Source organism: Cryobacterium sp., from assembly GCF_026786305.1.
Classification (GTDB): Bacteria; Actinomycetota; Actinomycetes; order Actinomycetales; family Microbacteriaceae; genus Cryobacterium.
Map to the genome: position 1 here is coordinate 34,282 of NZ_JAJAYI010000098.1, position 7,957 is coordinate 42,238.

6 protein-coding genes, 1 tRNA gene and 1 pseudogene are annotated in these 7,957 nt (G+C 66.5%); 2 read left to right on the forward strand and 6 right to left on the reverse strand.

What is annotated here, in order from left to right; genetic code table 11:
• Positions 1-8: 8 nt before the first annotated feature.
• A complete protein-coding gene (locus tag LH475_RS12965; protein ID WP_196843606.1) occupies positions 9-278 on the forward strand; it encodes a hypothetical protein in 270 nt (89 codons plus the stop codon).
• A gap of 44 nt (positions 279-322) precedes the next feature.
• Here LH475_RS12965 and arsA read toward each other — a convergent pair.
• Positions 323-2,078 (reverse strand): annotated as a pseudogene (gene arsA / locus LH475_RS14595) (arsenical pump-driving ATPase).
• An 18-nt stretch (positions 2,079-2,096) separates the two neighbouring features.
• Positions 2,097-2,498 carry an arsenite efflux transporter metallochaperone ArsD gene (gene arsD, locus LH475_RS12985; protein ID WP_297414471.1) on the reverse strand — a complete coding sequence of 134 codons (402 nt, stop codon included), beginning with the start codon at positions 2,496-2,498 and terminating at the stop codon, positions 2,097-2,099.
• 224 nt (positions 2,499-2,722) lie between these two features.
• Here arsD and LH475_RS12990 point away from each other — a divergent pair, with 224 nt between their 5' ends.
• Positions 2,723-3,571: a methyltransferase domain-containing protein gene (locus LH475_RS12990; protein ID WP_196843604.1), complete on the forward strand. Its 849-nt coding sequence runs from the start codon at positions 2,723-2,725 to the stop codon at positions 3,569-3,571.
• Between the two features lie 307 nt (positions 3,572-3,878).
• On the opposite strand, the gene LH475_RS12995 is transcribed toward LH475_RS12990, so the two are convergent.
• The 4 genes from LH475_RS12995 to tmk all read right to left on the reverse strand — a co-directional run bounded on the left by LH475_RS12995 (position 3,879) and on the right by tmk (position 7,926).
• Positions 3,879-3,954, reverse strand: a tRNA-Thr gene (locus LH475_RS12995).
• A gap of 421 nt (positions 3,955-4,375) precedes the next feature.
• Positions 4,376-5,911 (reverse strand): alpha/beta hydrolase, encoded by a 1,536-nt coding sequence (locus LH475_RS13000; protein ID WP_196843603.1) that lies wholly within the window; start codon positions 5,909-5,911, stop codon positions 4,376-4,378.
• Positions 5,912-5,974: 63 nt separating this feature from the next.
• Positions 5,975-7,168: a DNA polymerase III subunit delta' gene (locus LH475_RS13005; RefSeq protein ID WP_196843602.1), complete on the reverse strand. Its 1,194-nt coding sequence runs from the start codon at positions 7,166-7,168 to the stop codon at positions 5,975-5,977.
• A gap of 95 nt (positions 7,169-7,263) precedes the next feature.
• Entirely contained in the window at positions 7,264-7,926 is a 663-nt protein-coding gene (tmk, locus tag LH475_RS13010) for a dTMP kinase (protein ID WP_196843721.1), read from the reverse strand.
• Positions 7,927-7,957 lie beyond the last annotated feature (31 nt).

The window sequence follows — 7,957 nt, forward strand, 5'->3', positions numbered from 1 at the left end:
CTAGAGCAATGATCACCCTGCAGCAGGATGCCGATGGCTTCATCCGCATGAACCGGCACTTTCCCGATAACTCGCTCATCAGCATCACTTTCACCGAGGGCGCCCAGGAGGAGTTCACCGGAGCCCAGCTGAACTCCATCTACGATGGCGCCTTGGCCGAGTTTCGCGGGCAGAACCGCCTCGAGGGAGCAAAGGGCTTCTCTCGGGCGCCCACGCAGACCGTTCACCCCACCAAGAAGATCACCGTTGTTCGGGTGCACCCCGGAATGGCCCGCTGACTGGCGGCGATCAGGTCTGGTCGCCGCCAGTCTGCCCACGTGACCTAGGCGGGTTGCGGGGCCAGCGCTGTGAGGGCGGCGAGCCTATGGACGCCGATCGGTCCCTCAGCCAACAGCGGAACGATGGCAACGCGGTCGGCGCGGGCGAATACGGCCCTGATCTGGGTGGCTTCGTTGGCGGCGCGCGCTTGCAGGAACGGCGTTTCGGGGTGTGCGGCGACGATGGAATCATTGACCACCCAGCCCCACGGCTGAATTCCGGCGCGGTTGAGATCCTGTTGCCGGCTCTCGGCCTCGAGCACCGGGGTCGTCTCGGCGAGGGTCACCAACAATACCTTCGTCAGGGCCGCATCCTGCAGACGCATCAACGGGGTCACGATCGACAGGCCCTCCCCCATCTGGCGTGAAATTTCCCGATGGTACGACCGGTGGCGTCCAACAACAGCAGGGTAGGGCCGGTCAGGGCAGTATCGACGACGACAAATTCGTGACGTGATTCGTGAACGGCCTTCGAGAACTGCCGAAAAACCGCGACCTCGTCGGTACACGGCGAGAGCAGATCTTCGGCCAGGGCGGCCCGACCATCATCGTCGAGGTTTTTACTCTTGGTCGCCATCAGGCGCTCCCGATGCTCACGAACCGCCTCGACCGGGTCAACACGCGAGACGCGCAGCCCGGGCAGGCTTCCGTGCAGGGTGTCGACCAGATGGGCTGCCGGGTCCGTCGTCGTCAGGTGCACGGCGTGGCCGCGCTGGGCGAGGGCGACGGCGATCGCCGCCGCGAACATGGTCTTGCCGACTCCGCCTCGTCCCATGCAGAGGATCAGGCCGTGACCGGCCTGCTCCAGTTCGTCGACGACGTGGCCGAGCGGGGCATCCGGCACGTCGACAGTGATTTTCGGTGGCACGGCGCCATCGATATCGGTCTGAAACAGGGTACGGAGCGCCCCGACGCCCATCATGTTGCCGGCTTTGAGCTCGAGAATGTCCCGCGGCAGGGCCACCAAACGTGTGGGAATACCGTTCAGCGCGACCGACTCCCGGTTTCGCACCGCTATCGCTATCGCTTCAGTTTCCGCGCTGGTGGAAGCACTCCGTTGATCACGACGTAGCCACCGAGAATGACGATTTGCTGCAATTCGTCACAGGTTCGATCGATCTCCGCCAGGGCGGATGCCTGGGCGCACGCGACGAGCACCAGGCGGGTGCGTTCGGGGTCGGAGAGGGCGGCGACCGCTGCGGCGTACACCCTCTTCTGCTTCTCCAGCCCGGACAGCGGGCCGAGGCAGCTCGGATCACCCTAACCGGCGTCGAGAAACTCGGTCCACGAGCCGGGCAGTTGCAGCAGGCGGATGGTGTGCCCGGTCGGCGCGGTATCGAACACGATGTGATCGTACGTCTCCAGCCGGCTGTCATCGGTGAGCAGGTTGGTGAACCCGTCGAACGAGGCGACCTCGGTCGTGCACGAGCCGGATACGCCCTCGAGAATGCTCGCAAGCTCGCGCTCCGGCAGCAGTTCGCGAACCGGGGCGAGAATGCGTTCCCGATAGGCATCGGCTGCCTGTTCGGGGTCGATCTCGAACGCGCGCAAGCCGGCAATAGCGCCAATCGGAGTGACCGTGTTACCGATCGTGTCACCGAAGACCTGCCCACTGTTGGAGGCCGGGTCGGTGCTCACCAGCAGCACGCGGCAACCGCGTTCGGCCGGTTCGATGGCTGTGGCGCAGGCAACGGATGTTTTTTCCACGCCCCCCTTGCCGGTGAAGAAAAGAAATCGCGGCGGGTTGCGGAGAAATTTCATGCTCTGCAAGTCACGGTGTCAACAGCAGGCGGTAGCGCCGCCGTAGCATCCGCTATCAGATTTCGCGGCCAACCCGAGCTGGGGGCGGTCGGTCGGCGCTTCACCGACAACGGCAGCGGCGAGGCCGGCGAAGGCGAGCAGCTGAGCCTTGGAGGGGTAGGCGCCGGTCGCGACGGTAACGCCGTCGACGACGGTCAGCGGTAGCCCGGCGGAACCGACGACGTTCAGGAACGCCCGCACGGTCTCATCCGTGGCGAAAGCGAGTGGATTGGTGGCCAGATTATGACGCTGAATGTCTGCACCGAGATCGTGCCTGCTGCGCACGGTTGCCGTGACCTCGACGAGGGACTGGTCAACGTCGACACCACACACCCCGGTGTCGCAGCACAATGTCGGCTCATAGATTCGGATGGCCGCCATGTCGATCTCCCTCGTGTCGCTGACCTCAGCCTGACCTTTTGTATCGATGAATATCAATATGGCATTAGGCACGCATGAGGTCGCTCCCCGACGAGCACGGAGCCATCATCACAGCGGTCAGACCAGCACGCTTCATTGCGGAACGCCACCACCTCATCGACGGGCTGCGCAATGCACTGAAACCGCACCTTTCGCCGAACGCGCGCGCGGGCCAGACTGTGCCCATGGAACACGCACGAGCGGCAGAGATGAGCGCCCGGGTGGCGGGCCTGTTCAACCGGGTGGCCGACACCTACGATGCGGTCGGAGTGCCGTGGTTCGCGCCGATCGCCGAGCGGCTCGTGGCCGAATCAGTGCCCCGAACGGGCGAACGCGCCCTCGATCTCGGCACCGGTCGCGGCGCCGCCCTATGGCCGCTCGCCGAGGCCGTCGGGCCGACCGGCCGCGTGACCGCGCTCGACCTCGCCGAGCAGATGGTCTCGGCAACCCATCGTGACGCCACGGCTCGCGGCCTGCGCACCGTGACCCTCCTCGTGGCTGATGCTTCGAACCCGGGCCTGCCGCCAGCGTCGTACGACCTCGCCATCGCTTCGCTCGTGCTCTTCTTCCTGCCCGAGCCGGGCGTCGCTCTCCGCGCCTGGTGGGACCTACTCGTGCCGGGCGGCCGCCTCGGGGTCTCCACCTTCGGCCCCCGAGACCCGGCGTGGGAAGACCTTGACGACGTCTTTACGAGGTACCTTCCACCGCAGCTGCTCGACGCCCGCACGAGCGGCATCCGTGGCCCATTCGCAACGGATGCCGGGGTCGAGGCTCTGTTCGCAGCTGCGGGTTTCGACAGTGCTCGCACCACTCATATCGATCTGCCGGTGCATTTCAACGATGTCGACCAGTGGCGTCGCTGGTCAATGTCGCACGGACAGTTGTCGCACTGGTTGGCGGTGCCGGAACCGGACCGGGACGCCGTTCTGGCGCTGGCCGCCGAGCGGCTCGAAGCGGCGCGCGATCCCCGCGGCGGCTTCACGCTGGAGCAGCGCGTGCGCTTCACGACGGGGCGCCGGCCCCTGACCGGCTGAACCAACGTCTGACACTCAGACTGAACGCTCAACCCTGTCCTATCAAGTGGGGGCGCAGGTGCTCAATCGGGCGACCTGCTTCCCGTCCGCCGGTGCCCCGCCGAAACCCACAGCTTCTTTCCCGAGGCGGCCCTCGATGAGCGTTGCGTCAGACCATGCTCATCAGGGTAAATTCCTCGTGCCGAACCTGACAGGCCACTGCCTATCAGAATTCCACCAGAAGGGGTATTGACAACGCGTCGGGTAAAATCGTCGAGATTGGTTCACGACTTCGTTCCGGAAAACCCGGTAGGACCAAGCTGTTTCGTGGAGCCGCCTGTCAGAATCGAACTGACGACCTTCTCATTACGAGTGAGATGCTCTACCAACTGAGCTAAGGCGGCGTTACCAGAACGCCCCCTCAGGCACTCGGTGACACAGCAATCAAGCCTAGTCGTTTCTGCGAGTGATTCTGTACACCTCGGCGAATGAGGCATCCACGCTCCGACAGCGGGCTCGCACCGCCGCCCTCAGCCCACGCGTGCCAGGCATGACCAATCGCGGCCACGGCCACGAGCGTGAACAAAAGGGCGCGCTGGGGCAGCTCGGCTGGGTCGTCATCACGTCAGTGTTGGGGCCGCGAGCGACGAAGAATTAACTGTCTTCGACGGTGACGCGGTCGAAGCCACGCTGGCGAGACGGGGTCAGCACGGCGTGCTGCACGGCCCGCCGCGTGGCGAGGCGCTTGCGCTCCCGCAGTCCGGGCAATTCAGTTTCGATCGACAGGCTCCAACTGTCTCACAGCGCGCATATCGGCCACGGCGGCTAACACTGCGGATCGGAGGCCGGCACGATTCCGTCAACGAGATACGAGTCGACGGCGTTGTTGACGCAGGAGTTCGACTTGTTGTAGGCGGTGTGCCCCTCGCCGGTATAGGTCACGAGGCTGCCACTGTCGAGCTGTGCGGCCAGCTGCTGCGCCCAGACGTACGGGGTTGCCGGGTCGTTGGTGGTACCGACGACCAAGATGGGTGCCGCTCCGGGCGCGTGAATCTCGGAGCGTTCGCCGGTGAACTTGTATGGCCAATCGGCGCAGCCGATGTCGCCGAAGCTCATGAACTGGCCGATCACGGGTGCCGCAGCCTCAAGCTCGGCAGCCTGGGCCCGCATCACGGTCGGGTCTGCGTTGTAGGCGTAGTCGATGCAGTTGATGGCCGTGAACGATTCGGTCGAGTTGTCGCTGTAGTTGCCGTCGGCGTCGCGGCCGTTGTAGGCGTCGGCGAACTGAAAAGCGCCGTCGGCGCTGCCGTGCAACACGGTGTCGAACATGCCGCTCAGTTGTGGCCACGCGGTCGCTTGGTAGAGCGGGTAGATGATAGCGGTGAGCAGCGCGTTTCCGCCGAGTTGACGGCCATCCGTGGCCATGATGGGGCTCGTGTCAACGGATTTCAGTAGCGCGCCGATCGTCGTCATCGCACTGTCGACGCTGCCACGGAAGGGGCAGTTCTTGCCCGCCAGACAGTCCGTGAGATAGGCGCGTAGGGCGTTCTCGAAGCCCACCGCCTGGGTCTTGGTCACCTCGAAGTTGCTGGTCGAGGGGTCGACGGCGCCATCGAGCACGAGGCGGCCGACCTTCTCGGGAAAGAGTTCGGCGTAGGTAGCGCCGAGGTAGGTGCCGTAGGAGAAGCCGAGATAGTTCAGGTGTGTGTCGCCGAGCACGGCGCGCAGCAGGTCGAGGTCGCGGGCGGCGCTCTTCGTGTCGACCGTGCCGAGCAATGGGCCGGTCTGCTCGGCGCACGCCGCCGCGAATGCGTCGGCGGAAGCCGAAAGCTCAGCGATCCAGGCGTCCGTGCCGCGTTCCGCCACAGTCAGTCCGTAGATGTATTCGTCCATCTGGGCCGAGTCGTAACAGGACACCGCCGAGGAGCGCCCCACGCCGCGGGGGTCGAACCCGACGATGTCGAAGCTCGCCTGCAGGGTGGCGTCCGTCGCGTAGTCGAGGGAATCCTTGATGAAGTCGTAACCGGAAGCACCCGGCCCGCCGGGGTTCACGAGCAGCGAGCCGATACGGTCGCCGCCGGTGGCGACGTGGCGAATCAGAGCCAGCGACACGTCGCCGGCGGCCGGGTCGGAGTAGTCGAGTGGCGCCTTGGCGTCGGCGCACTGCAGTCCGTCACCGCAGTCGTCCCACTGCAACACCTGGCTGTAGAACGGATCGAGGTCGTTCGCCACCTGCTCGCCGGTGGGGGTGGACTTGTTCGGGCCGGCATCCGTTGTCGATTGGGCGGAGCATCCGATTAGGGCGAGCGTGAGCGCCAGGGCGGCGGCCGTGATGCTAGTGGCGCGGATGCGTCGGTTCAACGGATTCCTCTTTCATGGCGTGAAGCGGATGCTGTGGTTCAGGCTACCGACAGTGGCTGAGAGTCAGTGTGGGCGGCGGATCGCCGACACGAGCATCGCCTCAAGGGCGAGAGCCGGGGCGACGTTGGATTGGATACGCTGGCGGGCCAGGGCAATCGCGTCCATGGTGGCGACCGTGGCCGCGGGGGCGCTGGCGGCACTTGCGGTGCGCAGCTCAGCGAGCAGTTCGAGGTTGATCACTGACCGGTCGCGGCCGAGTTGCACCATGCAGACGTCCCGGTAGAGCGAAGCGAGGTCGACCAGGATACGGTCGATGCCGTCGCGCAGGCTGCGCACGGCCCGGCGTTTCTGGTCGTCTTCGAGGGCCTTGATCTGGCTGCGCAGCCCCGGCGGCACGGACTGTCCGGCCTCGACACCGAGCGAGCGCAGCATGCCGTCGCGCTCCGCGGCATCCAGTTCGAGGGTGATCGCCTTGGCGTCGTCACCGGCGATCGCGAGCAGCCGCGCCGCCGCGTTGACGGCCGATGATACCGAGCGGATGCCCAGGGCGGTGCGCAGGGTCTCCTCGCGCCGTGCCCGCGCGTCGGCATTGGTCGCGAGCCGCCGGGCCATGCCGATGTGGCTTTGAGCGAGGCGGGCGCTCAGCTCGGCGATGACCGGGTCGACGCCGTTGCGCCGCACGAGCAGGTCGGCGACATCGGCGACGCTCGGTACGCGCAGGCGCACGGTGCGCACCCGCGAGCGAATGGTGGGGAGCAGGTCTGCTTCGCTCGGCGCACAGAGAATCCACACGGTGCGCTCCGGCGGCTCCTCGAGGGCTTTCAGGAGCACGTTGGAGGTGCGTTCAACCATGCGGTCGGCGTCTTCGACGACGACGACCCGGTACCGACCGACCGACGGGGAATATTGCGAGCGAGCGACGGCCTCCTTGACGGATTCCATCTTGATGATGACGCCCTCGGTGGTGAGCACGCTGAGGTCGGGGTGGGTGCGCGCGTCGACCTGACGAGCGGCCGCGAGGTCGCCGTCGGGTGTGCCCGGGCTGAGCAGGGCCGCCGCGAAGGCGAAGGCGAGGTTGGAGCGGCCTGAACCGGGCGGCCCGGTAATGAGCCAGGCGTGCGTCATCGAGGTCGACTCGGCGGTGGTGGCGGTGGCGGTGGCGGCGCCGGCATCGACGGCACTCGGCACCCTCTGCGCCGCCGCCCGGAAGATGGCGATTGCGTCGGCCTGTCCCGTTAGGTTGTCCCACACTGCCATGAGTCAAGGGTAACCCGCCCCGCCGACACCGCCGCGTTGCGTTTCCCACGTTCCGGGACCGGGCAGTAAGACGAGGAGGCGTCGAAGCGCTGGGGTTAGAGGAGGGGAGCTACGCGGGCCCGGATGGTGGCGGCGATCTCGGCGGCCGGGGCGGCAGCATCCACCACCACGAACCGGTCGGGTTCGACGGCCGCGAGCCGCAGGAATTCGGCACGCACACGGGCATGAAAGTCGTTCTCCTCGGCCTCCAGCCGGTCAAAGACCTTGTCATCGGCGGCCAGCCGAGCCCGCGCGGTGACCTCGTCGAGGTCGAGCAGCACGGTCAGGTCGGGCAGCAATCCTTCGGCGGCCCAGAGCGACAGGTCCCGCACCTCGGTGGCGCCGAGCACGCGCCCGGCCCCCTGGTAGGCGACCGAGGAGTCCAGGTAGCGGTCCTGCACGATCACATCGCCGCGGGCGAGCGCCGGCCGTAGCTTGGTGCCCACGTGCTGGGCTCGGTCTGCAGCGTAGAGCAGCGCCTCAGCGCGTGGGTCGACCTCGCCACGATGGTGCAGCACGATCTGCCGAATCTCGACGCCGACATCCGTTCCTCCCGGCTCACGGGTGCGTACCACGGTGCGCCCCCGCTCTTCCAGCCAGTCGGTGAGCAACTGCGCCTGCGTCGTCTTGCCGGATCCGTCGCCGCCCTCGAGGGTGATGAACAGGCCGGTCACGACGTGGGCGCAGCCTTCGGCGCGATCGTCGTCGACGCAGCGGATTCAGCGGCCGAACTGGCCGCCTTCTTCACGG

Excerpts from the sequence above, each read along its gene's own strand:
- LH475_RS12965 (WP_196843606.1), top strand. The coding sequence starts at position 9 with ATGATCACCCTGCAGCAGGATGCCGATGGCTTCATCCGCATGAACCGG.
- arsD (WP_297414471.1), bottom strand. The coding sequence starts at position 2,498 with ATGGCGGCCATCCGAATCTATGAGCCGACATTGTGCTGCGACACCGGG.
- LH475_RS12990 (WP_196843604.1), top strand. The coding sequence starts at position 2,723 with ATGGAACACGCACGAGCGGCAGAGATGAGCGCCCGGGTGGCGGGCCTG.
- LH475_RS13005 (WP_196843602.1), bottom strand. The coding sequence starts at position 7,168 with ATGGCAGTGTGGGACAACCTAACGGGACAGGCCGACGCAATCGCCATC.